The sequence below is a fragment of the Pseudomonas frederiksbergensis genome (assembly GCF_003732665.1).
In the GTDB taxonomy this organism is placed as follows: Bacteria; Pseudomonadota; Gammaproteobacteria; order Pseudomonadales; family Pseudomonadaceae; genus Aquipseudomonas; species Aquipseudomonas frederiksbergensis_G.
Genome location: NZ_MOBP01000001.1, coordinates 198,661 through 225,312, shown reverse-complemented (window position 1 = coordinate 225,312; position 26,652 = coordinate 198,661). Strand labels below are relative to the sequence as shown.

Genomic DNA, 26,652 nt, shown 5'->3' with positions numbered 1-26,652 from the left:
CGCATGAGCGACTCCCTTGATCTCAGCCTGGACGGTGTAGAGCGCCGGTCACTGGCTGACTTCACCGAAAATGCCTACCTCAACTATTCCATGTACGTGATCATGGACCGTGCCTTGCCGCATATCGGCGACGGCCTGAAACCGGTACAGCGGCGCATCATCTATGCGATGAGCGAGTTGGGGCTGGATGCCGATTCCAAGCACAAGAAATCGGCGCGTACCGTCGGTGACGTGCTCGGTAAATTCCACCCCCACGGCGATTCGGCGTGCTACGAAGCCATGGTGCTGATGGCCCAGCCGTTCAGCTACCGCTACACGCTGGTGGACGGCCAGGGTAACTGGGGTGCGCCGGATGATCCCAAGTCCTTCGCCGCCATGCGTTACACCGAAGCGCGGCTGTCGCGTTATTCCGAAGTGCTGCTCAGCGAACTGGGCCAGGGCACTGCGGACTGGGGCCCGAACTTTGACGGCACCCTCGAAGAACCCCTGGTGTTGCCGGCCCGTTTGCCGAACATCCTGCTCAACGGCACCACCGGCATCGCCGTGGGCATGGCCACCGACGTGCCGCCGCACAACCTGCGCGAAGTTGCGACGGCGTGCGTGCGTTTGCTCGATGAGCCCAAAGCCACGGTCGAACAACTCTGCGAACACATCCAGGGTCCGGATTACCCGACCGAAGCGGAAATCATCACGCCCCGCGCCGATCTGCTGAAAATGTACGAAACCGGCAAGGGCTCGGTGCGCATGCGCGCCGTGTACCACGTCGAGGACGGCGACATCATCGTTACCGCGCTGCCGCACCAGGTGTCCGGTGCCAAGGTGTTGGAACAGATCGCGGCAATGATGCAGGCCAAGCCATCCAAGGCCCCGCAAATCGCCGACCTGCGTGACGAGTCCGACCACGAAAACCCGTGCCGGATCGTGATTATTCCGGGCGCACGCAAAAACTTTGATCACGATGCGTTGATGACCCACCTGTTCGCCAGCACCGAGCTGGAGTCGAGCTATCGGGTCAACATCAACATCATTGGCCTGGACGGCAAGCCACAGCTGAAAAACCTGCGGGCGTTGCTGGTCGAGTGGCTGGAATTCCGGGTGCAGACCGTGCGTCGTCGCCTGCAATTCCGCCTGGACAAGGTCGAGCGTCGCCTGCACCTGTTGGACGGTTTGTTGATTGCCTACCTCAACCTGGATGAAGTGATCCACATCATCCGCACCGAGGAACACCCGAAAGCCGCACTGATCGCCCGTTTTGCGTTGAGCGAAATCCAGGCCGACTACATTCTCGACACCCGTCTGCGTCAGTTGGCGCGACTGGAAGAAATGAAACTGCGTGCCGAGCAGGATGAACTGCTCAAGGAACAAGCCAAGCTGCAAGCCCTGCTGGGCAGCGAAGCCAAACTGAAGAAACTGGTGCGCACCGAGCTGCTCAAGGACGCCGAAACCTATGGCGATGACCGTCGTTCGCCTATCGTCGAACGCGCCGAAGCCAAGGCCCTGACCGAACACGATCTGCTGCCAAACGAGAAAGTGACCGTCGTGCTGTCGGAAAAAGGCTGGGTTCGCTCGGCCAAGGGGCATGAAATCGACGCTACCGGCCTGTCGTACAAGGCCGGGGATGGCTTCAAGGCCCTGGCGCCGGGGCGTTCCAACCAGTATGCGGTGTTTATCGACTCCACCGGCCGCAGCTATTCGGTGCCGTCGCACACCTTGCCATCGGCCCGTGGCCAGGGCGAGCCGTTGACCGGCCGTCTGACGCCGCCGCCAGGGGCAACCTTTGAATGCGTGCTGATGCCGGAAGACGATTCGCTGTACGTGATCGCCTCCGACGCCGGTTACGGTTTCGTGGTCAAGGGTGAAGACTTCCAGGCAAAGAACAAGGCAGGCAAAGCGTTGCTGAGCTTGCCGAACAACTCGAAAGTCATCCTGCCGCGCCCGGTGGCCGATCGCGAGAACAACTGGCTGGCTTCGGTCACGACCGAAGGTCGCCTGCTGATCTTCAAAATCAGCGACCTGCCACAATTAGGTAAAGGTAAAGGCAATAAGATCATCGGTATCTCCGGTGAGCGGGTTGCCAGTCGCGAAGAATATGTCACGGACATCGCCGTACTGCCGGATGGCGCCACGTTGGTGCTGCAGGCCGGAAAACGTACCTTGTCACTGAAGGCGGACGACCTCGAACACTACAAAGGTGAACGTGGACGTCGTGGTAACAAATTGCCACGTGGCTTCCAGAGGGTAGATGCGCTGCTCGTCGAAAACCTCAATTAGGCGTGCTAGAGGCGCGGATCTACGATTTAACCCGTAGATCGGCGCTTTGCCGCTGGAGTCGGAACGCATATTCACGGATGATATGGCCTTTCAAGCGCCGGCGTGGCCGAGCGTTCTTCATATTTATTGAGTATTTTCACTGTGGTTAGCCTTGTGGCAACCACCTGGATGGGACGATGACTGCTCTGCGCCTTCCGTTAATTTTGATGCTCGCTGGGGTTCTTGGCCTGGCGGGTTGCAGCGTTCACCAACCGGTGTCGCTGTATCAGCTGGACAGCGGAAGTCCGGCTCAGCCTGCGCAAAGCGCGGGCATGGCTGTATTGCTGGGCCCGGTCACGATTGCCGACTATCTGCAACGTGAGACTTTGCTACAACGTCAGCCGGATGGCAGCCTCCAGGCGTCGGCCGATGGTCGCTGGGCGGGTAGCCTTTCCTCGGACATCGATCAATTGCTGTTGCGTCAGGTCGCGGGTCATCTGGACAGCCAGCGCGTAGTGCTGGCGCCGGCGACATTGGGGTTCGCCCCGGATGTGCAGGTGCTGCTGACGATTACTCGCCTGGACTCGGGTGAGTCGCAACCGGCGATCCTGGATGCGCAATGGCGTTTGATCGACCGTCGTGGCCAGGTTCGCGATAACCGCATCATTCACCTGCAAGAACAACATGCGGGCGGGACGGCGGCACAGGTCCAGGCCCAGGGTGTGTTGTTGCAGCGTCTGGCCGAGCAATTGTCCGTGGCGCTCAAGCCACTGGCCAACCAGCCGCCGATTGCCGAAGCGCCGCGTAAAAAGGAGCCCAAGCCTGTAGCGCCGGCAGCGGAGCAGGACAAGCAGCCGAAGATCCCGATGGCTTCGCCGATTCGTACTGATATGGAAGTGTTCAGGTTCTAAAGCCTGGATTGATCCGACACAAAGCCCACATTGATGTGGGCTTTGTTGTTTCTGTGGGTTGGAGGTCTCTATTGCCTGTGCCGGCCCCTTCGCGAGCAAGCCCGCTCCCACACTGGGTTTTGGGTGGATAAACCTTGCTCCTACAATGGACCGCGTCCGTCTGGACAACTCGATCACCTGTGGGAGCGGGCTTGCTCGCGAAGAGGCCGAGACAGGCAACAAAAAACCCGCAGACGAGTGATCATCTGCGGGCTTCGTTGTAACGCTGTTAAGGCTTACGCCCGGCGTTCGTGCATCCGCGCCAGTTGCCGTTCCAGCATCGACGGATAAGGCTCCATCAGCCGCTCGACACAGCAAGCCCCTTCAGGGCTGGCGATCGGCCGGATCCGCGCACGCTGGCGGATCAGGGCGTCGTCGCCAATCTTGCGCTCCACCAGCAGCAGGTTGCGGCTGTGTTGCGACAGGGCCAGGGCGTCCTGGGCCGACTCGGTCAGCAACAGGTCAATCTGGCTCAGGCCGAACAACTCGTCGCCCAAGGTCAGGCCCAGTTGCAATTGCAGGGTGATGCCGCTGTCGGCGACTTCAATTTGCAACTGGTGGCCCAAGGCCCGCAGCAACTCGCCGCAGCAGATGGCGTTGGTCAGGTAGTCGTCGCCGCTGTCTTCGGTGTGGAACAGCATCAGCGTGCTGCCATCGTTCAGGGTGTGCAGTTCGCTCTGATACAGCGAAGCGGCCTGGTCGAGGCAATCGCGGTAGCGCTTGAGCAATTCCTCAAGGCGCGTGCGGGGCAGGCGACGCAGTTGATCCTGGGCACCCAGTTGCACCGCCAGCACCGCGCTGTGCTGTGGCACGTTCGAGATCACCGGTTTGGCCACCGGTTTCGGCGCAGCGTCGGCCGACTCGTCGCGCAGGTCGGCGAACGCGTCATCGTCGTCATCGTCTTCGACGGTGCTGACACTGCGCTTTGGCGCAGGTTTCAGGCCGGCCACAGGCTTGGTTTCATCAAAACTCGGATCCCGCAGATTGCGCACTTCGAAGGCTGGATCAACCTCTTCATCGTAATCGGCGTCGTCGAACTCAGGTTCCGGGACGGGCTCAGGCTCGGCCGGTTCCGGGGCGAAATTGGCGTGCAACTGACGGGCGAGGTCGCCGATTTCATCCTGGCGCTCGGTGGCCGGGGTGTATTCGTCGATGTTGCGCAGCCATACCCGCAATTGCATGAGCGGTGTGGAGATGTGCCGACCCAGGCGCAGGCTCAAGGCCAAAGACAGGGCCAGCAAAATCGCACTCAAGATGCCCATGCTTTGCAGGCTGATGGTCATCGGCTGCTGGAACTGGTCCATGTCCAGGCTGATGCGCAGTTGCCCGGCGGTCACGTCCTGGAAGGTGATTTTGCTCTCATACATGCCTTCGGCTTCGCCCAACAGGCTGTGCTTGGGGCGCTGGCCGGACTCGGCGAGGATGCGGTTATCCACGCTGTAGATGGCGGCGTGGGCCACCAACTTGTTTTTGGTCAGGTTGTTGAGCAGCACGTTGAGGCTGAGGATGTCGTTGGACACCAACAGCTCGGTGGCCGAGGTGGCGGTCTGCGTGGTCAGGCTTTCGCCCAGCGCATCGGCCTGCTCGTGCATGGCCTGCTTGAACTGCAATCCCATCACACAGGCATAAATCACCAGGGCCAGAGCGACCAGGATCACGTTATGGCTGGCAATGCGCAATGCAATCGGTACACGGCGGTGGCGCAGTGCCCGGAAGATCAGCAGGAAGAAGTTATCGGTTTTTACTGGCGTGGGCCGGTTCACTTGAGCTCGGCTCTTTTGTCCGTGAAGTTGACGCGCAGTATAGCGACAGGCCCTAGACCGGCAAAGCGCTGACGGTGCCCGATGGTCACTGAAAGTGGGTAGAATGCGGTTTTTTTCCACCTGCGGGGGTGCGCCTTGCGCGAAATCGTCCTGATAAACATCACGGGAGTCGACCGACCGGGTCTGACTGCGGCCATTACCGGCGTTCTGGCCCAGGGTGGTGTGAACATTCTCGACATTGGTCAGGCGGTGATCCACGACACCCTGTCGTTCGGCATCCTGGTTGAAATTCCTGACACCGAGCAGGGCAAGTCAGTGCTCAAGGACATCCTGTTCAAGGGCTACGAGCTCGACCAGCAGGTGCGTTTCACGCCGGTGTCCGAAGAGGATTACCAGCAGTGGGTCGGCAACCAGGGCAAAAAACGCCACATCGTGACCCTGTTGACCCGCAAAGTGACCGCCGGGCAATTGCAGGCTGTGAGCTCGATCACCGCCAAATATGGCTTGAACATCGACCATATCGATCGTTTGTCCGGGCGCATGCCCCTCGACACTCCGGCCGACAAGGGCAAGGGCTGCATCGAGTTTTCCGTGCGTGGCGAAGCGGCTGATCCCCAGGCCCTGCGCGCTGAGTTCCTGAGCGTCGCCCAGGAACTGAACGTCGACATCGCCTTTCAGGAAGATTCGCTGTTCCGCCGCAACCGGCGTCTGGCGGTGTTCGACATGGACTCGACCCTGATCGAAGCCGAAGTCATCGACGAACTGGCCAAGGCTGCCGGCGTGGGCGATCAAGTCTCCGAAATCACCGAACGCGCCATGGCCGGCGAACTGGACTTCCGCGCCAGCTTCAAGGAACGCCTGGCCTTGCTCAAAGGCCTGGACGTCAGCGTGCTGGACTCCATCGGTGCTTCCCTGCGCCTGACCGAGGGCGCCGAAACACTGTTCGCCGAACTCAAGCGCCTGGGCTACAAGACCGCGATCCTGTCCGGCGGTTTCACCTACTTCGCCAAGCAATTGCAGGCCAAGTTGGGCATCGACTACGTGTTCGCCAACGAACTGGAAGTGGTGGACGGCAAGGTCACGGGCGTGGCGGTCGAGCCGATTGTCGATGCCCAGCGCAAGGCGGATCTGCTGAAGGAACTGGCGCACAAGGAAGGGTTGCGTCTGGAGCAGACCATTGCGGTCGGTGACGGCGCGAATGATTTGCCGATGCTGGCGATTGCCGGGCTGGGTGTGGCGTTTCGGGCCAAGCCGCTGGTCAAGCAATCGGCGAAGCAGGCGATTTCCACCCTTGGGCTGGATGGGGTCCTGTATTTGCTGGGCTTCAGGGATCGTGATGGGCAGCTCTGAGTTCTTGGTTGCCTGAGCGGGCCTCTTCGCGAGCAAGCCCGCTCCCACATTTGATCTGCGTCGATCACAAAATCAATGTGGGAGCGGGCTTGCTCGCGAAGGCCGCGCCTCGGTCTCACTGACTCACAACGACTTCCACAACGAATCAAAATCCTCTTCCGCCCCGACCACGCCGCTCCCCGGGTTGTTTTCGCTTTTGCTGGCCTCAAGCGAACGGTAGGCAAACTGGTTGAAGCTGTTGGTGCTCGACACCCGTCGATCCAGCCCGGCGCGGCGTTCCTGGCCGTTGGTGTTGATCAGCACCTTGTTGCCTTCCTGGAACGGCAGACGCGGGGCCAGCAGGGTGGCCGGCAGGTCAATCGCACTGATGGCCGGCAGCAATAAGCCCCGCAGATACTGACTGTGATCGTCCCGGGTGCGCACCAGTTGCAGGCCGCAAGGCTCGGCATACGGCGCGACCTGCTCGATGCCCATTTGCGTCCCGCCGCCACGCACCTGACGAATCCAGCGCACCACGGCGATGCTCCAGCCCTGGCCGGCAGAATCTTCGACCCCGACCATTTCCCCGGCCTGTAGCTCGGGCGGCACGGCGCCGGGCCATGCCAGGCAATAACCGCCGGGGCTGTGATTGATCACCGGCAAGGCGTAGGTCGGGAAATGCTGATTGCGGTCGGCGGCCTCGTGGCTGTCGTCGTTCTGCAGCGTGGGGTATTCGATTTCTTCGTAGGGCAGCAGGGCGTCGGCGCTGCCATTGGGGGCGGCGTCGAAGGCTTGGCTCCAGCCGTCCTTGCCTCCGGCGGTCGGAGTTGTTACGGCAAATTGCGCCAGTCGCCCGGCGGGGTTTTTCAGGATGTCGCTGAACGAACGCTGCCCGCCCAGGTAAAAATGCAGTGCGCTCATGCCCACGCACAGGGTCAAGGTGCCATTGCCGACGGTGCGCTGAAAACTGCGCTCGGCGGCCTGGCCCCAGGCGGCGTGCAAGTGTTGCAAGGTATCGAGGTTCAGCCCGGTCGGGACGGGTAACGTGGTGTCGGTCGGATTCAGCAGCCGGGACTCGATGGCGGCCACCAGCGGCTGCGGATCAATCCCCAGCAGACTCGCCTGCTGCTCGGCGCGGAACTTGGCGCGATAGCGCGGCCCGGTATCGAGCTCCGGTGCCACCGCAAACAGCTCGTTGCCGGGTTTTCCGGGTTGCAGCTTGATCCATTTGCTCCAGGGTTCGAGCACCTCGGCGAGCCGGGCAATCTGGTTCTGACGCAGTTGATTGCAGCGCGAGGCGCCCAACAGCAGGGCGGCCACGTAGGTCTGCTCGATGCTCAGGTCCGGCGTCTCGCTGGCCAGTTCATCGCGCACGCTGATGTTTTGCAGCCGATGCTCGCAGCCAATTCGATACAGCTGATGCAGCTCCAGCCACACCCCTTCCGGCACCGGGCAATACAGCTGCGTGGCGCGGATCAGCGGACCGTTCAGGCAATGGATCGCCCGTTGCAACGCCTGGGTCAGCAGCGGCGCACGATCCTTGCTGAAACGTGGCGAGATGCGCAGCACGATCTGTTTGTAGCCGATCGCCAAATGGCTTTGCAGCGCCTGGCACAGGTTGGCGATCTTGCGCGAACGCTCGTCGAGGACAATCGCCTGATGCAGGAAATGCCGCTCCAGGTGCTTGCAGACGTAATACACCTCGGGTCGCAGCAGTTCGAGCAATTGCAGGCGATTGTCGCTGGGGGTCAGCAACTGATTGAGTTCGCTCAAGCCTTGATACAACTGGCGAGCGGTTTCGCCGATATTGGCTTTGGGAAGGTTGGCGATCCAGCGCTTGAGGTCGCGTGGTGTGGGTTCGCAGAAGGACAGGCGCAGGGCAGCCGGAGTCGGTGCGCGCAGCAACAGGGGGGGATTGGTTTCATTCATGCCGTGGAAAAACTCCAACCGGGAAATGGGCAGTGAATGACCTGACTGTAGCAGTTATGGCAGATAACGGTGTTTCGGCATGCGCGCCCCTGTAGGAGCGAAGCTTGCTCGCGAAGGCGATCTTAAGGACGCCTTCGCGGGCAAGCCTCGCTCCTACAGGGACGGGGTCAATCCCACGAAAATCATTCGCGGGGTTGAATCAACGGATTAAGCGTTCGGCAAACCCAACGCCTGACCCATTTGCACCGGCGACGTCGCGCCCAGCCCTTCAACCCATTTCACCTGGTCCGGCCCAAACAGCACGACAGCCGTCGAACCCAGTTTGAAGCGACCCAGTTCCGCGCCTTTCTCCAGATGAATCGGCGCACGGGCGGCTTCGTCGTAGCGGAAGGTTTTCAGCTCGCGTTTCGGCGGCGTGACCAGCCCGGCCCACACGGTTTCAATCGACGCCACGATCATCGCGCCCACCAGCACCACGGCCATCGGGCCGCGCTCGGTGTCGAAAATGCACGCCACGCGCTCATTGCGGGCGAACAGTTCCGGGACGTTTTCGGCGGTAGTCTGGTTGACCGAGAAAATCCGGCCCGGGATGTAGACCATTTCGCGCAGGGTGCCGGCCAGCGGCATGTGCACGCGGTGGTAGTCCTTCGGCGACAGGTAGATCGTCGCGAAATCACCGCCCATGAACGGCGCGGCATTCGCGGCATCGCCACCCAGCAGTTCGAGCACGCTGAAGCTGTGGCCCTTGGCCTGGAACACTCGACCGTGTTCGATCGGGCCGAGTTGGCTGACCGCACCGTCGGCCGGGCTGAGGATCGCGCCCGGGGTTTCGTCCAGCGGACGCGCGCCGTCTTTCAAGGCGCGGGTGAAGAACGCGTTGAAGTGCTCGTAGGCGGTCAGGTCTTCGACCAGCGCCTGGGACATGTCCACCTGATAACGCTTGGCGAACCACGCGGTGAACGCATTCTTGAACCAGCGCACACGGCATTCGGCAATGCAGCCGGCCAGTCGCGAGAGCAAGTGATGGGGCAGCAGGTATTGGCTGAGGATAAACAAACGCTTATTCATTAACTGTCCTTAAAAATCTTAAATCTCTACGGGGGTGTCGGGATGGTTGCCCCATTCGCCCCAGGAGCCGGCGTAGCCCTTGACCCGCGGATAACCGAGGGACTTGGCCACTAGATAAGTGAAGCCAGAACGGTGGTGAGTCTGGCAGTGGGTGATGATTTCTTTGTCTTTGGTGATGCCGAGTTGTTCGAGGATCTGCGGCATGTCAGTGCGGATGCGCAGGTGGCGCGACTGATCCATGCCAGCGGTCCACTCAAAATTCACCGCGCCCGGGATGTGCCCGGCCTTGGCCGCGAGGACTTTCTCGCCGGAGTACTCCAGCGGCCCCCGGGCGTCCCAGATCGCCAGGTCGGCGGCGCCGAGACGGCTTTGCAGGTATTCGCGGGTGGCGGTGGGTTCGTCATGCAAGGTCAGTTTGACCGGGCCGCCGACCGGCGCCGGGACCTGGATCGACATTGGCAAGCCCGCCGCCAACCAGGCCGGCAGGCCACCGTCGATGTAGTGGTACTTGCTGTGGCCGATGACATCCAGCAACCAGATGAAACGCCCGGCCCAACCGCCGCCTTCGTCGTCATAGACCACGTAGACCGCATCTTTGTTATGCCCAAGTTCGCCGAACAACGCTTCGAGCGCCGCTTGCGGCGGCATCAGGCCTGGCGCCGGCGCTTGACCCAGTTGCGTGCGTTTCGGATCGACAAACCGCGCGCCGGGCAGATGCCCTTCGGTGTAGCGGGCGCTGCTGGTCAGGTCCACCAGAATCAGATCGCGGGCGTCGAGGCGCGGGAGCAAGTCGCTCGGCTCGATCACCAGCGGCAAGCCAGAGAAGTCAGACATGTGAGGTCTCCAGGGCGAAAAAGGGAGGATTGTAGCGCAGCATCATTGGCCGCGGCTGCTAAAGGTACTCAGTGCCTTTTCAACGCACTGCGCGGTTTTGCCGAAGGCTTGCACGGTGATTTCCGAAAACGGCCCGCCGCCCTGGTCCGCCACCACAATCATGATCACCCGACCATTATTGACCAGCGAGCGCAGCAGCAAGTGTTCGCCGCCGAACTGCGAGCGCAGGCTGGCGGGCAGCAGGGCCGAGAACTGGGCGTTGTTGGCCGGCGTCAGGCGTACTTGGGCCTGCTGCGAGAGCAAGCGTTGCAACACGCTGCTCTGGCTGACCAGGAAATTCAGGCCAGCGGCTTCTTTCGGCAACCCGGCGGTCTGGTGCACCCGCAGATTGGCGTGGGTGCGATCGGCCATCAGGATCATCACCCGGCGCATGCCGCACGCGACCATCGCATCCCGGGCCGAGGTGGTCAGGTGCATCGCGTTGGTGAAACGACTCGGCTCCACCAGCAGTTCGGCGCATTGTTTGCGCCACTGGGTCAGGTCTTCAGTGGTCGGCGCGGGTGCCGGCAGCAAACCGGCGTGGACGCGGTTCATGCCCCAGGGCCACAGCAGCGAAACCGCCGGGTGCCAGAGGTCCGGCATGGCATGTTGGCGGGCGCTGTTGGCGGCCTGTTGGTGCAACTGTTGTTGCACTTCATCCATCGAAATTTGCAGGTAAAGGCTGGTCAGGTACTGCCAGCGTTCACTGTGCGGACAGTCCCAGGCCTGTTGCGCCGACAGCGCCAGACCATTGGCCAGCAGCACGGTGTTGGCCGGCTGATTGAGCCAGCGGCGCAAGGTCGGATCATCATCGAGTCGGTTTTGCTGGCGTAACGGGTGCTCGCTGTCGCGGGCAATGCGCAGGACTTTCACCAGCTCCCGTTGCTCATTGAGCAGCAGGCGATAACCCTGTTGCACCCAGATCGGCAGCCGCCAGGCATCCACCAGCGCCAGGCAGATTTCCAGCAGGCGTACACCGAACAACTGTTTTTCGACCTTGCGCGCCGGCTCGCCTTTATGGATGACCCGCAGCTCCCATTCTTCGAGCAAGTGCGGATGCGTCAGCGCCATCGGCCACAGCGGCGAGAGAAACAGCAGACTGCCCCAATGGATGTCCTGCCACAGCCGCGCCAGCCGGTTGGCGAAAAAACCGTTGGCCTGTTGCGACGCGTGCTGGCTGATCAGTTGCAACTGGCGCAGGGCCTTCGGGATCTCGGATTGCGGCTCGGCGGGCAGGCGCGCGAGCAGTTCCTCGGTGCGTTTGAGGCCGAGGCGATTGAGCGCCACATCGAGGTTTTCCGCCGGCTCCGTCATGCTGCCGTGGGTGTGGCGGTTGGCCTCGCGAATCACGCTCAAGGCCAGGGCCGGGCTTTCCTGCATCAACTCGGCAATGTCGCGCAGCGAACTGCGGTTATTGCGAATGGCTTTGCAGACACGGTCATGACTCTCCTGCGGAACGGGCAGACGCACGCCATCGAGAAGCTTGACCCAGCCTTCGAGATTGATCGGTTTTGGAGTTGGAACGTTCGTTTCGTTAGCCATGGCTGGACGGGATCATCATTGGCTTTAAACACGCCCGGCGCGGGCTAAATTGGCTTTTCGCCTGAACTGGCTATAGTCTGGCGCAGTTTTGCCGATAAGTAGAAGAAGAGATTTTTTAACTTCCGAATATGACCTTGAACCCGACTCAGTAAGTGCTCTCCTACCTATGGCTAAATTAATCGGCATCATCGTCGTATTCGCGAGCGTGCTCGGCGGATACGTGCTGTCCCATGGCAAAATCGCCGCCCTGATTCAGCCTTTCGAGGTGATGATCATTGGTGGTGCGGCCCTCGGTGCATTCCTGCAGGCCAACCCCGGTTACATGACCATGCACGTGCTCAAGAAATCCTTGGGCATGTTCAGTTCGCGCTTCAGCCACACCTTCTACCTTGAAGTGCTGGGCCTGATCTACGAGATCCTCAACAAGAGCCGCCGCGAAGGCATGATGGCCATCGAAGGCGATATCGAAGATGCCGCCGCGAGCCCGATCTTCGCCAAGTACCCGACCGTGCTCAAAGACGAACGCATGACCGCGTTCATCTGCGATTACCTGCGCATCATGTCCTCCGGCAACATGGCTCCCCATGAGCTGGAAGGCCTGTTCGACATGGAACTCTACAGCCTCAAGGAAGACCTCGAGCACCCGTCCCACGCAGTGAACGGCATCGCCGACGCCATGCCGGGTTTCGGTATCGTCGCGGCGGTACTCGGTATCGTGGTGACCATGGCTTCCCTGGGTGAAGGCGACCAGAAATCCATCGGCCTGCACGTGGGTGCGGCACTGGTCGGTACGTTCTTCGGTATTCTCGCGGCCTACGGTTTCTTCGGCCCGTTGGCGCATTCCCTGGCCCACGATGCCAAGGAAGAACTGAACGTCTACGAAGCCATCAAGGCTTCGCTGGTAGCCTCGGCTTCCGGCATGCCGCCCTCGCTGGCGGTGGAGTTCGGTCGCAAGGTTCTGTACCCCGCGCACCGTCCAAGCTTTGCCGAGCTGGAACAAGCCGTTCGCGGTCGTTAAGCCATGGAAAATAATCAGCCGATAATCATCAAGCGCGTCAAGCGCATCGCCGGCGGGCATCACGGGGGCGCCTGGAAAATCGCCTTCGCTGACTTCGCCACGGCGATGATGGCGTTCTTCCTGGTGTTGTGGCTGCTGTCCACCGCCACACCGGAACAGAAGATCGCCATCGCCGGTTACTTCAAGGACCCGGTCGGCTTCTCCGAAAGCGGCACGCCGTACATCATCGATTTGGGCGGCACACCGACCCTGGCGCCGGAGAACACCCTCAACCCCGAGGTGAAATCCCAGCCGCAGCCGGACAAAGTGACCGTCGATACCGAACAGGTCGAAGGCATGGCTGAACAGGTCGAGAAAGAACGCCTGGAATTGCTGCTGCAAGAATTGCAGAACAAGGTCGAAGAGAACCCGCAACTGCAGAAGTTCAAGGACCAGATCCTGTTCGAGATCACCCCGAACGGTCTGCGTATCCAGATCATGGACGCGGATAACCGGCCGATGTTTGACTCGGGTTCGGCGCGTCTGAAACCGTATTTCGAAGACATCCTGCTGGCCATGGCCGACACCATTAAAGCGGTGCCGAACAAGATCAGCATCAGCGGCCACACCGACGCCAAGCCGTACTCGGGCACCGGTGATTTCGGTAACTGGGAATTGTCGGCCAACCGCGCCAACGCGGCTCGCCGTGCATTGGTGGCTGGTAGCTATCCGGAGTCGCAAGTGGCGCGGGTGGTGGGTTATGCCTCGTCGGCGTTGTTCGACCGGGAGAACCCGTTCAACCCGGTCAACCGTCGTATCGACATTGTTGTGCTGACCAAGAAGGCCCAAGCGGCTATCGAAGGGGCGCAAGGGGCTGATCCAACGACGACGCCGGGGCAGGGCGCTCCGGGTGAAGCGCCGAATGCGCCAGCGACGCCGGTTGATCCGAATGCATTGCCTGCGGACAAGCAACCGGTGCCGGCCCATGAGCTTCGCGAGCGTCTGAATCTGTTCGAGGACGCGGCGCCGAAGCCGGGTGATCCAGCCAAACCGGCGGGACCGCCGAAGTGACGTACTGAGCCGTAACAATCAAGCCGACAGCGATGTCGGCTTTTTTGTGCGTCATTCATTTTCATCGCAGACACGGTCCCTGTAGGAGCGAGGCTTGCCCGCGAAGACGGCCTGTTAGCCGCCCCATCTTTTGCAGATATACATCGACCAATTGTAGGAGCGAGGCTTGCCCGCGAAGACTGCCTGATAGCCGCCCCATCTTTTGTAGATGTACATCGATCTACTGTGGGAGCGAGCCTGCTCGCGAAAGCTTTGTGTCAGGCGCTGGGGATCGTGAGGGTTGTGTACATATCCATTCCTGCGGTAACGGCCGCCTAGGGTTTCGCTCTTACAGCGAGTCACTTTGGAAAAGCCCCAAAGTAACCAAAGCGCTTTTGCCCCTGTCGTTCGGTGCCTCGCCCAGGCTCGGCATGCCCTCGCTCCGGTCCTGCTCCGTGGGCCCGCCGCCATCGGCCATCCATGGCCGGGGGCGGCTAACCCGGCATCCATGCCGGGTTGCCCACTACGCAGAACCTCCACTCGGCCTCTCGAGGGGGCGAACACCGCAACAGCGCCGCGAGGCGGCCTGATAGCCGACCTGGCTCGGGCGCGTGCGTTCTCCTTATCCATTTTCAGCGTGGGCACGATGCCTGTAGGAGCGAGGCTTGCCCGCGAAGACGGCCTAATAGCCGCCCCATCTTTTGCAGGTGTACATCGATCAACTGTGGGAGCGGGCTTGCTCGCGAAAGCTTTGTGTCAGGCGCTGGGGGATTTGGGGCTGTGTGCAGATCCATTCCTGCGGTAACGGCCGCCTAGGGTTTCGCTCTTACAGCGAGTCACTTTCGAAAAGCGCGAAAGTAACCAAAGCGCTTTTGCCCCTGTCGTTCGGTGCCTCGCTGTGGCTCGGCATGCCCTCGCTCCGGTCCTGCTCCGTGGGCCCGCCGCCATCGGCCATCCATGGCCGGGGGCGGCTAACCCGGCATCCATGCCGGGTTGCCCACTACGCAGAACCTCCACTCGGCCTCTCGAGGGGGCGCACATCGCACCGCGAGGCGGCCTGATAGCCGACCTGGTTGTCGGGTGGGTCGCGTTTGTCTGTCGGATGCGTTTTGCTGGTGAGATTGGTAGTTGTAGGAACGGTCTGAAATTGCGTTCCGGGGTTCTCAGTCGTGTGAACATCTGCCTATAGTTTCGCCCGTTGCTGCCAGTGCGGTGACCGATCTTAGCCGGTCGAATTACAGATGAAATCTCTCGACAGTCAACGGAGTTTTGACCCATGGCTAAGTACCACCCGCTCCAAGGTAATTTCAGCGTTGGCCCGACGCTGTACATCGACACCGAAGCCAAAGTCTCTGACCTCCTCGAAACCGCCACCCACCGAATCAAAGCTGCCCGCAATCTGCTCAACAGCGTCACCTGCCTGTGTGTCAAAGACGCTGAAGGTCACGATCTGGAGCATTTCGCCAATGCTGCGCATATGTTGATTCAGGATGGCTGTGACGCCTTGGATGCGTTGGGCTGGAAGCTGGAAAAAGCAGTACTCTGAAAACAAGAAAGCCGCGAGATGATCGCGGCTTTCTTGTGTGGCACTTAAACCCCTGTGGGAGCGAGCTTGCTCGCGAAAGGGCCATCAGCTTCAACATTTCTGTTGACTGACCTACCGCTTTCGCGAGCAAGCCCGCTCCCACAGGTTTTGTGTCGGCTTAGTAACTAGTCTCCGGCAAACTCGCAATAATCGAGCGATAGCTGTTCATCCGCTGCTGCTGAACACGCCCATCTTCCAACGCCTTGAGCAACGCACAACCCGGTTCACGATCATGCTTGCAGTCACGGAAACGGCAAGTACCGATCAAATCATTGAACTCGATAAAACCAGCTTCAACGTCAGCGCGGCTAACGTGGCCGAGGCCGAATTCACGAATACCTGGGGAGTCGATCAGTTCGCCGCCGCCGGGGAAGTGGAACAACCGCGCGGTCGTCGTGGTGTGGGTGCCCTGGCCGGACAGTTCGGACAGCGGACCAACGCGGGTTTCGACTTCTGGCAGCAGGCTGTTGACCAGCGAGGATTTGCCGACGCCGGACTGGCCGACGAATACGCTGATGCGTCCGTCCAGTTGTTCCTGCAGTTGCTCCATGCCGTTGCCGTGGTGGGCCGACACTTCGAGCACCGGGTAGCCGAGCGTGCGGTAGACCGCGAGCAAGGCATTCAGGGCCGGGGCGTTCTGTTCGTCGATCAGGTCGAATTTGTTGAGCAGCAGCAGCGGACGAATCCCGGCGTGCTCAGCAGCGACCAGATAGCGGTCGATCAGGTTGGCGTGGGGCTCGGGCAGTGGGGCGAAGACGATGACGATCATGTCGACGTTGGCCGCTACGGGCTTGAGCTGGCCACGGCTGTCCGGGCGGCAGAGTTCGGTTTTACGCGGCAGTTGCGCCACGATAACGCCGATGCCTTGATTGCCGGCACGCCAGACCACCTGATCGCCGGTCACCAGCGCAGGCAGGTTGGCGCGCAAGTGGCAACGGAACACTTCGCCGGCCAGTTCGCCTTCAAGGGCTTCCACTTCGACCTGCACACCGAAGTGCGCGATCACCAGACCCGTCTGTTCCGGCCCCAGGTCGCCGCCCTCAAGTGCCTCGACAGCCGAGGACTCGCGTTTGGCGGCGCGGGCAGCGCGTTCGCCCTGAATTTTTTCGATGCGCCAGTTTTGACGACGATTGAGTTGGCGTTTGGCCATGGGTGTTCCGTATCAAGAATGCAGCGATTAGGTAAAACGGCCGCGAGTTTAGCACGCCCGGCCACTTGCCTAGGCTAAACTGCGCAGCATTGCCTAGGAGCCGACACATGCAAAACCCGCAGAATCTGATCTGGATCGACCTGGAAATGACCGGTCTGAACCCTGATACCGACGTCATCATCGAGATGGCGACCATTGTCACCGACAGTGACCTGAACACTCTGGCCGAAGGCCCGGTGATCGCGATCCACCACAGCGACGAGATCCTTGCTGGCATGGACGAGTGGAATACCCGTCAACACGGCGGCTCGGGCCTGACACAGCGGGTGCGCGACAGCCGCATCAGCATGGCCGAAGCCGAAGCCGAAACCATCGCCTTCCTGGAAAAGTGGGTGCCGAAGGGCAAGTCGCCGATCTGTGGCAACAGCATCTGCCAGGACCGTCGCTTCCTTTATACGCACATGAAAGCGTTGGAAAGCTACTTCCACTATCGCAATCTCGACGTGTCGACGCTCAAAGAGCTGGCCGCACGCTGGGCGCCGGACGTGCGCGACAGCTTCCAGAAGGGCAGCACGCACCTGGCGCTGGACGATATTCGCGAGTCGATTGCTGAGTTGCAGCACTACCGCAAGCATTTCATCAAGTTTTGATTCGGCGGTGCCTGGGCCGGCGCCTTCGCGAGCAAGTCCGCTCCCACATGTGGAATGCATTTCTCTGTGGGAGCGGGCTTGCTCGCGAAGGCGTCCGTCCAGCCACCCACAATATGATGGCAGGCGATTCTGGTCCGCCCTCTTTTGGTGCCGCGACTAAATGGCTAGACTGCGCGCCTTCCTGCCAGGACCGCCGCCATGTTGCTGATGCTCTACCTGATTGCCATCACCGCCGAAGCCATGACCGGTGCCTTGTCTGCCGGCCGTCGGGGCATGGACTGGTTTGGCGTGGTGCTGATCGCGTGCGTCACGGCGCTGGGCGGCGGCTCGGTGCGCGACGTGCTGCTCGGCCACTACCCGCTGACCTGGGTCAAACACCCGGAATACCTGATCCTGACCTCGGTCGCGGCGATGTTCACGGTGTTCGCCGCCCGCTGGATGCGCCATCTGCGCTCGCTGTTCCTGGTGCTCGACGCCGTGGGCCTGGTGGCATTCACCCTGATCGGCTGCATGACCGCGCTGGAAATGGGCCACGGCATGTTGGTGGCGTCGGTCAGCGGCGTGATCACCGGGGTGTTCGGCGGCATCCTGCGGGACATCTTCTGCAACGACATCCCGCTGATCTTCCGCCGCGAGCTCTACGCTAGCGTCTCGTTCGCGGCGGCATGGTGCTACATGCTGTGCATCTATCTGCAATTACCGGGGGAGCAGGCGATCTTGATCACCTTGTTCGGCGGGTTCTTGCTGCGGTTGCTGGCGATCCGGTTTCATTGGGAAATGCCGAAGTTCGTCTACAACGACGAAGCCTGATTTCAGCTAAGCGCTAATGTTCTCTGGATAGGCGCAAGGTAGAAATATTCTGCATAAGACGTCGGGTGGTTTGCTAGGCGTAAATGGGGTAAAAAGGCCTTAAACAGGGTAACCCATTGCTGTATTACCCTATTAATAATTTATTACCCTATTTAGCAGATAAGCTACCTATGCAGTCACTCACCCCTGATTTCCTCTCGAAGCTACGCTACAACGGATCGCAGGTCGCAACACTGCGGGCTCTTGGAGAATATCGAGGAAAACAGCAATTATTCGTTGCTCAATCTCCAGAGGTTCTCAATGACCTGAAGCAGTTGGCTGTCATCGAGTCCACTGAGTCATCAAACCGGCTTGAAGGTGTTGTCGTGACGCCTGCCCGGTTGAAATCTCTAGTCGTCAAAAATGCTGAACCTAAAAGTCGCTCCGAGCAAGAAATTGCAGGTTATCGAGACGCGCTTTCTTTGATTCATGAAGCAGCAGAGGGGATGCCAATTTCCGAAGGTGTCATTCGACAGTTGCACAGCATGCTTTACCGCTATCTGCCACAGGATGGAGGGGAGTGGAAAGCAACGAACAACGACATTATTGAACGTCATCCTGATGGCAGCTCACGCATTCGCTTCCGGCCTGTCGCGGCGCATCTGACACCTATTGCGATGGTCGAGATGGTTACTCAATATCGCAAAGCCTTGGATCAGAATCAGGCGGACCCTCTGGTCTTGGTTCCTCTTGTCATTCTGGACTTTCTTTGTATCCACCCTTTCTCGGACGGTAATGGTCGCGTGGCCCGTCTGCTCACATTGCTGCTGCTTTATCAGTTTGATTATCGAGTTGGACGTTTTATCAGCCTTGAGCGGATCTTCGAGGACTCAAAAGAAAGTTATTACGAAACGCTTGAGGTCAGCTCCCAAGGCTGGCATGAAGGCCTGCATAATGTTCAGCCATGGCTCGACTATTTCTGGGGCGCGCTGCTTCGGGCTTATAAGGAGTTTGAGGTCCGTGTAGGCACGATTGAAAAACGCCACGGAGGAAAAAGTGATCGAGTACGTGTGGAAGCGCTGAAGCGCTTTTTGCCTTTTTCAATTACCGAACTTGAAGAGGCATGCCCTGGCGTGAGTCGCGATACGGTGCGTATAGTTTTGCGTTCATTGAAGGCTGAAGGACTCATTCAGTCGACAGGAAAGGGGCGCAATGCCAAGTGGATAAAGTCATCTGGTGTTGATCTACGTACGTGAACCGATTTAGTGGCCCCGTTAAAAGGGAGATACAGCGTTGTCAGCGCGTTGTTCGTGTTGCTTCAGTGCCCATTCGACGTGTTCACGCACCAACTCCGACGGATATTCCCTGCGCGCCTTCAACGCCTCCAACACCGGAATACTCGACGGCGCATTGCCCAAGCCCACCGCCAGATTGCGCAACCACCGCTCATAACCCGCCCGGCGAAGCGGCGAACCTTCGGTACTGCTGAGAAACTTGTCTTCATCCCACATGAACAATTCAGCCAACTCGGCATTGTCCAGATTATGCCGAGGCTTGAAGTCGCTTTCCCCGGACGGACGGGCGAAGCGGTTCCACGGGCAGACGATCTGGCAGTCATCGCAGCCAAACACCCGATTGCCGATCAACGGTCGCAAGTCTTCCGGGATCGCGGTTTTCAGTTCGATGGTCAGGTAGGAAATGCAGCGCCGGGCGTCCAGCACGTAGGGGCCGACGAAGGCGTTGGTCGGGCAAATGTCCAGACACGCGGTGCAGCGGCCGCAATGTTCGGTTGAGTGGGGCGGGTCTTCCGGCAGTGGCAGATCGACAAACAGTTCACTGAGGAAGAAGTAACTGCCGGCCTTGCGATTCAAGACCAGGGTATTTTTGCCGATCCATCCAAGACCAGCCTTCTCGGCGATGGCTTTTTCCAGCACTGGGGCGCTGTCGACAAAAGCGCGGAAGCCGAAGGGGCCGATCTCGGCCTGAATTTTATCGGCCAGTTGTTGCACGCGTTTACGGATCAGTTTGTGGTAATCGCGGCCCAAGGCATAACGGGAGACGTAGGCTTTTTCCGGTTGGGCGAGTAATTGCGCCATTTGCGTGTCGCCGGGCAGGTAGTCCATTCGCAGCGACACTACACGCAAAGTACCCGGCACCAGTTCTTCCGGGTGCGAGCGTTTGCTGCCGTGGGCGGCCATGTAGTCCATTTCGCCGTGGTAGCCGGCTTCGAGCCAGCGTTCCAGATGCTGCTCATGCTCGGCGAGGTCCAGGCCGCTGATGCCGACTTGCTGAAAGCCCAGCTCGCGGCCCCAGTCCTTGATGGATTGGGCGAGGGCGGGCAGGTCTGTAGTAATAGCGGGCATGAGACGAGAGAAACCGGAGCTGAGGTGCGTATAATTCTGCCAGACATCGGAGCCCGAAGACGCATGCCGCACACTAAAGATGATTTACCCGACGCGCTGTACAGCGCCGCGCAAGTGCGAGGGCTCGATGCGAGCCTGATCGCGGCCGGCACGCCGGGCTTCGAATTGATGCAGCGAGCGGCGCGGGCGACGTGGCGGGCGCTGGTCCGGCAGTGGCCGACGGCCAACGAACTGACGGTGCTGGCCGGTCACGGCAACAACGCTGGCGACGGTTATCTGGTGGCGGTGCTGGCCCAGCGTGCCGGTTGGCAAGTGCGGGTGCTGGCGGTGGGTGATCCCAAGCGATTGCAGGGTGATGCGGCACGGGCTCATGCCGAGGCCTTGAGCGAAAACGTAATCATCCAAGCCTGGACCGACACCGAGTTGCGCGGCATCGTCCTCGATGCCTTGCTCGGCACTGGTCTGAGCGGTGAAGTGCGTGAGCCCTACGCCAGCGCCATTGCCGCGATCAATGCCAGTGGCTTGCCGGTGGCGGCGGTGGATATCCCTTCGGGGCTGTGCGCCGATACCGGTCGTCTGCTGGGCGTGGCGGTTCGGGCGGATCTCACCGTGACGTTCATCGGTTTGAAGCTGGGGCTGTTCACCGGTGATGCGGCGGATGTGGTCGGTGAGTTGGTCTTCAACGATCTGCACGCAGATCCGCAACTACTTGAGAGCGCAGCGATCAGCGCCCGTCGTCTAAGCGCCGCTAACCTGCCACGCCTGGCCCCTCGACCACCCACCTCCCATAAAGGCAAATTCGGCCATGTGCTGCTGATCGGCGGTGATCGCGGTTTCGGCGGCGCGATCCTGCTGAGTGCGCAAAGTGCGCTGCGCAGCGGTGCGGGCATGGTGTCCGTGGCCACCCGCAGCGAACATGTGCCCGCCGCGTTGGCGAGAATCCCGGAAGCCATGGTGTTGGGTACTTCGTCGGCCAATCAGTTGATGGGATTGTTGGAAAAAGTGTCGGTGTTGGTGGTCGGTCCGGGTTTGGGGCAGGGGGCATGGGGTAAAAGTCTGTTGTCAGCAGCCGCCAACGCGCCGTTGCCGCAAGTCTGGGACGCCGATGCGCTGAACATGCTCGCCGAAGAACAGGTGAAACTGCCCGCCGATTGCATCATCACTCCGCATCCGGGCGAAGCGGCGCGGTTGCTGGGAATCAGCACCGCAGGCGTGCAGGCCGATCGCCCCGCCGCCGCTCACGCATTGAGCAAAAAATATACAGCAGTAGTCATTCTGAAAGGCGCCGGCAGCCTGATCGCCAGTCCCGATGGGCGGCTGGCGGCGTGTCACCAGGGCCATCCGGCGATGGCCACTGCCGGTCTGGGCGATGTGCTGGCCGGTCTGGTCGGCGCCTTGCTCGCCCAGGGCATGAATGCATTCGAGGCCGCGTGCCTGGCAGTCTGGCTACACGCCAATGCCGGGGCGCAACAAGGTAAATCGGGCCGTGGGCTGGCGGCCAGTGATCTGATTCCAGCCATTCGTCAGTTGTTGGAGGAGCAAGCACCGTGTCTGAAGTAACCCTGTACCTGGCTGATGAAGAGGCGATGACCGCATTCGGTGCACGCATAGCAAAAACCACTCAAGGGCACGGTCTGATTTTTCTCGAAGGCGACCTGGGGGCGGGGAAAACCACGCTGTCCCGGGGCATCATCCGTGGCCTGGGGCATGTGGGTGCGGTAAAAAGTCCGACCTTCACCCTGGTCGAGCCCTACGAGATTGGCGACATTCGCGCGTTCCATTTCGACCTGTATCGACTGGTCGATCCGGAGGAACTGGAATACCTCGGCATCCGCGATTACTTCGACGACGACGCTATGTGTTTGATTGAATGGCCCCAGAAGGGTGCAGGCTTTTTGCCAAAGCCCGACCTGACCATTACCATTAGCCCGCAAGACAGCGGGCGTTCGCTGAAAATTTTGTCCCAGGGCTCGCGTGGCGAGTCGTGGTGTGCCGCTTTGGCATTGGAAACCAATTAAATGATGGGGTCAGGTATGCGCTTTCGCGCGATGGTAGCTGCCGTAGGGTTGTTGTTTTTGGCGGTGACCGTCGACGCTGTGGCCGAAACGAAGGTCAACAGCGTTCGCCTGTGGCGAGCTCCGGATAACACACGGCTGGTGTTCGACCTCACGGGGCCGGTGCAGCACAGCGTTTTCACCCTGACCTCGCCGGATCGGCTGGTCATCGACATCAACGGCGCGACCCTCGGTGCGCCGCTCAACGTCAACGCCTCCAATAGCCCTATCACCGCCATGCGTTCGGCCCAGCGCACACCGACCGACCTGCGGGTGGTCATCGACCTGAAAAAAGCCGTCACACCGAAAAGCTTCACCCTGCCGCCGAACGCCCAGTACGGCAATCGCCTGGTGGTGGACCTGTTCGACAGCGCCGAAGCCGCCGCCCCGATTCCGCCGCCACCGACCAACGTTGCGACCGTGGCCCCGGTGCCGGTCACCCCGATCGATCCTCCGGTGAAACTGCCGCCGGCTCCGGCGGGCAAGCGCGACATTATTGTGGTGATTGACGCCGGCCACGGCGGCGAAGACCCGGGTGCCTCGGGCTCTCGCGGTCAGCATGAAAAAGACGTGGTCCTGGCCATCGCCCGTGAATTGCAGCGCCAGGTCAGCGGCATGAAAGGCTTCCGCGCCGAACTGACCCGCACCGGCGATTACTTCATCCCGCTGCGTGGCCGTACCGAAATTGCGCGCAAGAAAGGCGCCGACCTGTTTGTCTCGATCCACGCCGACGCCGCACCGTCTGCGGCAGCTTTCGGAGCCTCGGTGTTTGCCCTGTCGGATCGCGGTGCCACTTCGGAGACCGCCCGTTGGCTGGCCGACAGCGAAAACCGTTCCGACTTGATCGGCGGTGCCGGCAGCGTCAGCCTCGACGACAAGGACCGCATGCTCGCGGGCGTGTTGCTCGATCTGTCGATGACGGCTTCCCTGACCTCCAGCCTGAACGTTGGCCAGAAGGTCTTGAGCAACATTAGCCGCGTTACGCCGCTGCACAAGCAACGGGTGGAGCAGGCCGGGTTTATGGTGCTGAAATCCCCGGACATTCCGTCGATCCTGGTGGAAACCGGCTTCATCTCCAACTCCAACGAAGCCACGAAACTGTCGACGGCCAGCCACCAGCAGGCATTGGCGCGCTCCATCAGCGCCGGTGTTCGCCAGTTCTTCCAGCAGAACCCGCCACCGGGCACTTACATTGCCTGGCTGCGTGATTCCGGCAAGATCGCCCAAGGCCCCCGCGACCATCGCGTCAGCCCCGGCGAGACCCTGGCGATGATTGCCGTGCGTTATCAGGTGTCCCCGGCGACCCTGCGCAGCGCCAACAATCTGAAAAGCGATGAATTGAAAATCGGCCAGACCCTGACCATTCCCGGCACAGAACTGGCGGCCAAAGAATGAATCAGGCGCTGAACAACACGGCTCGTATCGAGCTGCTCAGCCCGCGACTGGCGAACCAGATTGCCGCCGGTGAGGTGGTCGAGCGCCCGGCTTCGGTGATCAAGGAGTTGTTGGAAAACAGCCTCGATTCCGGTGCCAAACGCATCGACGTCGATGTCGAGCAGGGTGGCGTCAAGCTGCTGCGGGTGCGCGACGACGGCAGCGGCATTTCCGCCGATGACCTGCCGCTGGCCCTGGCGCGACACGCCACCAGCAAGATTCGCAACCTCGAAGACCTCGAACAGGTGATGAGCCTCGGGTTTCGTGGTGAAGCCCTGGCGTCGATCAGCTCCGTGGCGCGCCTGACCCTGACGTCCCGCACCAAGGACGCCGATCAGGCCTGGCAAGTCGAAACCGAAGGCCGGGACATGGCGCCCCGGGTGCAACCGGCCGCTCACCCGGTGGGCACCTCGGTGGAAGTGCGCGACTTGTTCTTTAATACCCCGGCCCGACGCAAGTTTCTCAAGACCGAAAAAACCGAATTCGATCACCTGCAAGAAGTGATCAAACGCCTGGCTCTGGCGCGATTCGACGTGGCGTTCCATTTGCGCCACAACGGCAAGACCATCCTCAGCCTGCACGAAGCCCATGACGACGCGGCTCGCGCCCGGCGTGTGGCGGCGATTTGCGGTTCGGGGTTCCTGGAGCAGGCGCTGCCGATCGAAATCGAGCGCAATGGCCTGCATTTGTGGGGTTGGGTCGGGTTGCCGACGTTCAACCGCAGCCAGGCGGACTTGCAGTATTTCTTCGTGAATGGCCGTGCCGTGCGCGACAAACTGGTGGCCCACGCGGTGCGCCAGGCCTATCGCGACGTGCTGTTCAACGGTCGTCACCCGACCTTCGTGCTGTTTTTCGAAGTCGATCCGGCGGGCGTTGACGTCAACGTGCACCCGACCAAGCACGAAGTGCGTTTCCGTGACGGGCGCATGGTTCACGATTTCCTCTACGGCACCTTGCACCGCGCCTTAGGCGATGTGCGGCCCGAAGACCATCTGGCCGCGCCGGTGGCGACGGCCATTGTCCGACCGACCGGCATCGATGCCGGTGAGTTCGGTCCACAGGGCGAAATGCGCCTGGCGGCGAATGCGTTGCTGGAACAGCCTCAAGGGCAGCCGACCTTTAATACGGCCGCAGGCTCGGGCGTTGGCGCCGGTTATCAATATCAGTACACGCCAAAGCCTCAATCCGGCGTGCCGGTGGCGGAAGCTCAAGCGGCGTACCGCGAGTTTTTCGCACCGCTGCCCGAAGCCAATGCGGTCGCGCTGCCCGCCGGGCAGGACGATATTCCGCCGCTGGGTTACGCGCTGGCGCAGCTCAAGGGCATTTATATCCTGTCGGAAAACGCCCAGGGCCTGGTGCTGGTGGACATGCACGCCGCCCACGAGCGGATCATGTACGAACGCCTGAAAGTCGCCATGGCCAGCGAAGGCCTGAGCGGCCAGCCGCTGCTGGTGCCCGAATCCCTGGCCGTGAGTCAGCGCGAAGCCGATTGCGCCGAAGAGAACGTCGCCTGGTTCCAGCGCCTGGGCTTTGAGTTGCAACGCCTGGGCCCGGAAACCCTGGCGATCCGGCAGATTCCGGCGCTGCTCAAGCAAGCGGAAGCCAATCGTCTGGTCAGCGACGTGCTGGCCGACCTGATGGAATACGGAACCAGCGACCGGATTCAGGCGCACCTGAACGAACTGCTCGGCACCATGGCCTGCCACGGCGCGATCCGCGCTAATCGGCGCCTGGCGATACCGGAAATGAACGGCCTGTTGCGGGACATGGAAAACACCGAACGCAGCGGTCAATGCAACCATGGCCGACCGACCTGGACCCAATTGGGCCTGGACGATCTGGACAAACTGTTCTTGCGCGGTCGTTGATGAGCCAGCTCCCTCCAGCGATTTTCCTGATGGGCCCGACCGCTGCGGGCAAGACCGACCTGGCCATCGAGCTGACCAAAGTCCTGCCGTGCGAGCTGATCAGTGTTGATTCGGCGCTGGTCTATCGCGGCATGGACATCGGCACCGCCAAGCCATCGAAAGAGATCCTGGCCGAATTTCCGCACCGCTTGATCGATATTATCGACCCGGCGGAGAGCTATTCAGCAGCGGATTTTCGTCGTGATGCCCTTGAGGCGATGGCCGAGATCACTTCCCGAGGCAAAATTCCGCTGCTTGTAGGCGGCACGATGCTCTACTACAAGGCTTTGGTCGAAGGGTTGGCGGAAATGCCGGCGGCCGATCCTGAAGTTCGTGCACAAATCGAAGAAGAGGCTGCAAGCCTTGGCTGGCAAGCCCTGCACGATCAATTGGCAATCATTGATCCGGTGTCGGCGGCGCGAATTCACCCGAACGATCCTCAACGTCTCAGTCGAGCGCTGGAAGTTTATCGTGTGAGCGGTCAGAGCATGACCGAGCTGCGGCTCAGACAATCTGCGCAAAGTACTGAAGCAGCCGCTTCGGGACTGCAACAATTGCCCTATACTGTCGCGAACTTGGCCATTGCACCGGCAAATCGCCAGGTGCTGCATGAGCGCATTAAACAAAGATTCACAATTATGTTGGAACAGGGATTCATCGACGAGGTCGTAGCCCTGCGTACGAGAAGTGACCTGCATTCAGGGTTGCCGTCCATACGCGCTGTAGGGTATCGACAAGTCTGGGATTATCTGGATGGCAAGCTGACGCAAGCCGAGATGCAGGAGCGTGGAATCATCGCCACGCGCCAATTGGCAAAGCGCCAGTTCACCTGGCTGCGCAGTTGGGCTGATTTACACTGGCTGGACAGCCTCGATTGCGACAATCTGCCACGCGCCTTGAAATACCTTGGGACCATCTCCATATTGAGCTGAGTCCTTGCAATTGCCGTCTATCCTTGGGGGTGTGACG

The 26,652-nt window shown here is 60.7% G+C and carries 21 protein-coding genes; 14 read left to right on the top strand and 7 right to left on the bottom strand.

What is annotated here, in order from left to right:
- Nucleotides 1–3: 3 nt before the first annotated feature.
- A complete protein-coding gene (gene parC, locus BK665_RS01050) occupies nucleotides 4–2,271 on the top strand; it encodes a DNA topoisomerase IV subunit A (protein WP_123402451.1) in 2,268 nt (755 codons plus the stop codon).
- 176 nt (nucleotides 2,272–2,447) lie between these two features.
- Nucleotides 2,448–3,161 carry a PqiC family protein gene (locus BK665_RS01045; RefSeq protein WP_123402450.1) on the top strand — a complete coding sequence of 238 codons (714 nt, stop codon included), beginning with the start codon at nucleotides 2,448–2,450 and terminating at the stop codon, nucleotides 3,159–3,161.
- Nucleotides 3,162–3,436: 275 nt separating this feature from the next.
- Here BK665_RS01045 and BK665_RS01035 read toward each other — a convergent pair whose 3' ends face one another.
- A complete protein-coding gene (locus tag BK665_RS01035; RefSeq protein ID WP_123402449.1) occupies nucleotides 3,437–4,963 on the bottom strand; it encodes an AhpA/YtjB family protein in 1,527 nt (508 codons plus the stop codon).
- Nucleotides 4,964–5,098: 135 nt separating this feature from the next.
- Between BK665_RS01035 and serB the strand changes: the two genes are divergently transcribed.
- Nucleotides 5,099–6,313, top strand: a complete 1,215-nt coding sequence (gene serB, locus BK665_RS01030; protein ID WP_054053330.1) for a phosphoserine phosphatase SerB — start codon at nucleotides 5,099–5,101, stop codon at nucleotides 6,311–6,313.
- 123 nt (nucleotides 6,314–6,436) lie between these two features.
- Here the strand turns inward: serB and BK665_RS01025 are convergent, their stop codons facing one another.
- From BK665_RS01025 to BK665_RS01010, 4 genes are all read right to left on the bottom strand, one after another.
- Nucleotides 6,437–8,221 carry a cyclic-di-GMP receptor FimW-related protein gene (locus BK665_RS01025; protein ID WP_123402448.1) on the bottom strand — a complete coding sequence of 595 codons (1,785 nt, stop codon included), beginning with the start codon at nucleotides 8,219–8,221 and terminating at the stop codon, nucleotides 6,437–6,439.
- A 207-nt stretch (nucleotides 8,222–8,428) separates the two neighbouring features.
- Nucleotides 8,429–9,289, bottom strand: a complete 861-nt coding sequence (asd, locus tag BK665_RS01020; protein ID WP_054053334.1) for an archaetidylserine decarboxylase — start codon at nucleotides 9,287–9,289, stop codon at nucleotides 8,429–8,431.
- Nucleotides 9,290–9,307: 18 nt separating this feature from the next.
- A complete protein-coding gene (locus BK665_RS01015) occupies nucleotides 9,308–10,123 on the bottom strand; it encodes a rhodanese-like domain-containing protein (protein WP_123402447.1) in 816 nt (271 codons plus the stop codon).
- 42 nt (nucleotides 10,124–10,165) lie between these two features.
- On the bottom strand, nucleotides 10,166–11,704 hold the full coding sequence (locus BK665_RS01010; RefSeq protein ID WP_123402446.1) for an HDOD domain-containing protein: 1,539 nt from the start codon (nucleotides 11,702–11,704) through the stop codon (nucleotides 10,166–10,168).
- Nucleotides 11,705–11,870: 166 nt separating this feature from the next.
- On the opposite strand from BK665_RS01010, the gene motA reads away from it, so the two are divergent.
- From motA to BK665_RS00995, 3 genes are all read left to right on the top strand, one after another.
- Nucleotides 11,871–12,722 (top strand): flagellar motor stator protein MotA, encoded by an 852-nt coding sequence (gene motA, locus BK665_RS01005; protein ID WP_123402445.1) that lies wholly within the window; start codon nucleotides 11,871–11,873, stop codon nucleotides 12,720–12,722.
- A 3-nt stretch (nucleotides 12,723–12,725) separates the two neighbouring features.
- Entirely contained in the window at nucleotides 12,726–13,772 is a 1,047-nt protein-coding gene (gene motB / locus BK665_RS01000) for a flagellar motor protein MotB (protein ID WP_123402444.1), read from the top strand.
- A 1,255-nt stretch (nucleotides 13,773–15,027) separates the two neighbouring features.
- The gene (locus tag BK665_RS00995) at nucleotides 15,028–15,297 is read left to right on the top strand and encodes a hypothetical protein (RefSeq protein ID WP_123402443.1); all 270 of its coding nucleotides are present in this window, start codon (nucleotides 15,028–15,030) and stop codon (nucleotides 15,295–15,297) included.
- Between the two features lie 157 nt (nucleotides 15,298–15,454).
- Here BK665_RS00995 and rsgA read toward each other — a convergent pair whose 3' ends face one another.
- Nucleotides 15,455–16,486, bottom strand: coding sequence for a small ribosomal subunit biogenesis GTPase RsgA (rsgA, locus tag BK665_RS00985; RefSeq protein ID WP_123402441.1), 1,032 nt, complete (start codon nucleotides 16,484–16,486; stop codon nucleotides 15,455–15,457).
- 107 nt (nucleotides 16,487–16,593) lie between these two features.
- Here rsgA and orn point away from each other — a divergent pair, with 107 nt between their 5' ends.
- The 3 genes from orn to BK665_RS00970 all read left to right on the top strand — a co-directional run bounded on the left by orn (nucleotide 16,594) and on the right by BK665_RS00970 (nucleotide 19,181).
- Nucleotides 16,594–17,136, top strand: coding sequence for an oligoribonuclease (gene orn, locus BK665_RS00980; RefSeq protein WP_123402440.1), 543 nt, complete (start codon nucleotides 16,594–16,596; stop codon nucleotides 17,134–17,136).
- A gap of 198 nt (nucleotides 17,137–17,334) precedes the next feature.
- Nucleotides 17,335–17,946 (top strand): trimeric intracellular cation channel family protein, encoded by a 612-nt coding sequence (locus BK665_RS00975; RefSeq protein ID WP_123402439.1) that lies wholly within the window; start codon nucleotides 17,335–17,337, stop codon nucleotides 17,944–17,946.
- A gap of 170 nt (nucleotides 17,947–18,116) precedes the next feature.
- Nucleotides 18,117–19,181, top strand: coding sequence for a Fic family protein (locus tag BK665_RS00970; RefSeq protein WP_123402438.1), 1,065 nt, complete (start codon nucleotides 18,117–18,119; stop codon nucleotides 19,179–19,181).
- 18 nt (nucleotides 19,182–19,199) lie between these two features.
- Here the strand turns inward: BK665_RS00970 and queG are convergent, their stop codons facing one another.
- Entirely contained in the window at nucleotides 19,200–20,288 is a 1,089-nt protein-coding gene (gene queG, locus BK665_RS00965) for a tRNA epoxyqueuosine(34) reductase QueG (protein ID WP_123402437.1), read from the bottom strand.
- Between the two features lie 63 nt (nucleotides 20,289–20,351).
- Between queG and BK665_RS00960 the strand changes: the two genes are divergently transcribed.
- The 5 genes from BK665_RS00960 to miaA are packed head-to-tail and all read left to right on the top strand — an operon-like array spanning nucleotide 20,352 to nucleotide 26,615.
- Complete coding sequence (locus BK665_RS00960; protein ID WP_123402436.1) at nucleotides 20,352–21,848, top strand: NAD(P)H-hydrate dehydratase; 1,497 nt, start codon at nucleotides 20,352–20,354, stop codon at nucleotides 21,846–21,848.
- Complete coding sequence (gene tsaE, locus BK665_RS00955) at nucleotides 21,836–22,306, top strand: tRNA (adenosine(37)-N6)-threonylcarbamoyltransferase complex ATPase subunit type 1 TsaE (RefSeq protein WP_123402435.1); 471 nt, start codon at nucleotides 21,836–21,838, stop codon at nucleotides 22,304–22,306. Before BK665_RS00960 ends, tsaE begins: the two co-directional genes overlap by 13 nt.
- Nucleotides 22,307–23,737, top strand: a complete 1,431-nt coding sequence (locus BK665_RS00950) for an N-acetylmuramoyl-L-alanine amidase (protein WP_123402434.1) — start codon at nucleotides 22,307–22,309, stop codon at nucleotides 23,735–23,737. It begins immediately after the preceding gene.
- Nucleotides 23,734–25,644 carry a DNA mismatch repair endonuclease MutL gene (gene mutL, locus BK665_RS00945; protein ID WP_123402433.1) on the top strand — a complete coding sequence of 637 codons (1,911 nt, stop codon included), beginning with the start codon at nucleotides 23,734–23,736 and terminating at the stop codon, nucleotides 25,642–25,644. The genes BK665_RS00950 and mutL overlap by 4 nt, the downstream gene beginning before the upstream one ends.
- A complete protein-coding gene (gene miaA, locus BK665_RS00940; RefSeq protein WP_123402432.1) occupies nucleotides 25,644–26,615 on the top strand; it encodes a tRNA (adenosine(37)-N6)-dimethylallyltransferase MiaA in 972 nt (323 codons plus the stop codon). Before mutL ends, miaA begins: the two co-directional genes overlap by 1 nt.
- Nucleotides 26,616–26,652: the final 37 nt, after the last annotated feature.

Coding starts and splice junctions, on each gene's coding strand:
- parC (WP_123402451.1), top strand. CDS start 4: ATGAGCGACTCCCTTGATCTCAGCCTGGACGGTGTAGAGCGCCGGTCA.
- BK665_RS01045 (WP_123402450.1), top strand. CDS start 2,448: ATGACTGCTCTGCGCCTTCCGTTAATTTTGATGCTCGCTGGGGTTCTT.
- BK665_RS01025 (WP_123402448.1), bottom strand. CDS start 8,221: ATGAATGAAACCAATCCCCCCCTGTTGCTGCGCGCACCGACTCCGGCT.
- asd (WP_054053334.1), bottom strand. CDS start 9,289: ATGAATAAGCGTTTGTTTATCCTCAGCCAATACCTGCTGCCCCATCAC.
- BK665_RS01015 (WP_123402447.1), bottom strand. CDS start 10,123: ATGTCTGACTTCTCTGGCTTGCCGCTGGTGATCGAGCCGAGCGACTTG.
- BK665_RS01010 (WP_123402446.1), bottom strand. CDS start 11,704: ATGGCTAACGAAACGAACGTTCCAACTCCAAAACCGATCAATCTCGAA.
- motA (WP_123402445.1), top strand. CDS start 11,871: ATGGCTAAATTAATCGGCATCATCGTCGTATTCGCGAGCGTGCTCGGC.
- motB (WP_123402444.1), top strand. CDS start 12,726: ATGGAAAATAATCAGCCGATAATCATCAAGCGCGTCAAGCGCATCGCC.
- BK665_RS00995 (WP_123402443.1), top strand. CDS start 15,028: ATGGCTAAGTACCACCCGCTCCAAGGTAATTTCAGCGTTGGCCCGACG.
- rsgA (WP_123402441.1), bottom strand. CDS start 16,486: ATGGCCAAACGCCAACTCAATCGTCGTCAAAACTGGCGCATCGAAAAA.
- orn (WP_123402440.1), top strand. CDS start 16,594: ATGCAAAACCCGCAGAATCTGATCTGGATCGACCTGGAAATGACCGGT.
- BK665_RS00975 (WP_123402439.1), top strand. CDS start 17,335: ATGTTGCTGATGCTCTACCTGATTGCCATCACCGCCGAAGCCATGACC.
- BK665_RS00970 (WP_123402438.1), top strand. CDS start 18,117: ATGCAGTCACTCACCCCTGATTTCCTCTCGAAGCTACGCTACAACGGA.
- queG (WP_123402437.1), bottom strand. CDS start 20,288: ATGCCCGCTATTACTACAGACCTGCCCGCCCTCGCCCAATCCATCAAG.
- BK665_RS00960 (WP_123402436.1), top strand. CDS start 20,352: ATGCCGCACACTAAAGATGATTTACCCGACGCGCTGTACAGCGCCGCG.
- BK665_RS00950 (WP_123402434.1), top strand. CDS start 22,307: ATGATGGGGTCAGGTATGCGCTTTCGCGCGATGGTAGCTGCCGTAGGG.
- mutL (WP_123402433.1), top strand. CDS start 23,734: ATGAATCAGGCGCTGAACAACACGGCTCGTATCGAGCTGCTCAGCCCG.
- miaA (WP_123402432.1), top strand. CDS start 25,644: ATGAGCCAGCTCCCTCCAGCGATTTTCCTGATGGGCCCGACCGCTGCG.